The sequence below is a fragment of the Pseudoalteromonas fuliginea genome, from assembly GCF_000690055.1.
Classification (GTDB): Bacteria; Pseudomonadota; Gammaproteobacteria; order Enterobacterales; family Alteromonadaceae; genus Pseudoalteromonas; species Pseudoalteromonas fuliginea.
Genome location: NZ_JJNZ01000197.1, coordinates 1 through 1,182, shown reverse-complemented (window position 1 = coordinate 1,182; position 1,182 = coordinate 1). Strand labels below are relative to the sequence as shown.

Here is a 1,182-nt window from a genome sequence, read left to right as displayed (position 1 = left end):
TTCTCGATACCCGAATATAGTAGGAGCAGTATCTATCATTAGCAAGCTAACAACATCAACGTAACTTAGCTCGACCTTATAGTTACACGGATTTTCCTATGTATCAAGTCTCACGTTCGTAATGCAAATCATTCAGCATCTCCTATATCCCGATATGTCCCCCCTTAGATATATATTAGTAGTTCAGGAATATTAACCTGATATCCATCAGCTTCACCTCTCGGTTACACCTTAGGACCGACTAACCCTACGTCGACTGCCGTTGCGTAGGAAACCTTGGGTTTTCGGCGGGAAGAGTTTTCATCTTCCTTACGTTACTCATACCAACATTTTCACTTCTGATATCTCCAGCAAGACTCACATCTCACCTTCAGCGACATACAGAACGCTCCGCTACCAATTACAATTGTAATTCTACGTCTTCGGTTAACAACTTTAGCCCCGTTGAATTTTCGGCGCAGGTTCGCTTGACCAGTGAGCTATTACGCACTCTTTCAAGGAATGGCTGCTTCTAAGCCAACCTCCTGGTTGTCTCAGCAATCCCACATCCTTTTCCACTTAGTTGTTAATTAGGGACCTTAGACAGTAGTCTGGGCTGTTTCCCTCTTGACGATGGCACTTATCTGTCACCGTCTGACTCCCGGTATAGTTTTTACAGTATTCGAAGTTTGTCAGGATTTACTAAGCCGCGAGGCCCGCTAGTCCAATCAGAGCTCTACCCCTGTAAAATAGTAATCCGAGGCTAGCCCTAAAGCTATTTCGCGGAGAACCAGCTATCTCTAGGTTCGATTAGCTTTTCACTCCTTCCCACAAGTCATCCAAAGGACTTGCAGCTCCTAATGGTTCGGCCCTCCACGATGTTTTACCATCGCTTCAGCCTGCTCATGGGAAGCTCACCTAGTTTCGGGTCTAGTATATATGACTCAATCGCCCTATTCAGGCTCGCTTTCACTTCGGCTTCGGATTTAACTTCCTTAACCTTGCCACATACACTAACTCGTTGGTCCGTTCTACAAAAAGTACGATGTCACCCGTAGGCTCCATCTCATTAAAAGCATAAAGTTTCAGGTTCTATTTCACTCCCCTTCTCGGGGTTCTTTTCACCTTTCCCTCACGGTACTAGTTCACTATCGGTCTTTTAGGAGTATTTAGCCTTGGCGGATGGTCCCGGTGGATTCATAC

General features: G+C 45.4%; 1 rRNA gene. It reads right to left on the bottom strand.

The annotated features are described in order from the left end of the window. Positions 1–1,182, bottom strand: a 23S ribosomal RNA gene (locus DC53_RS21535); the annotation flags it as partial.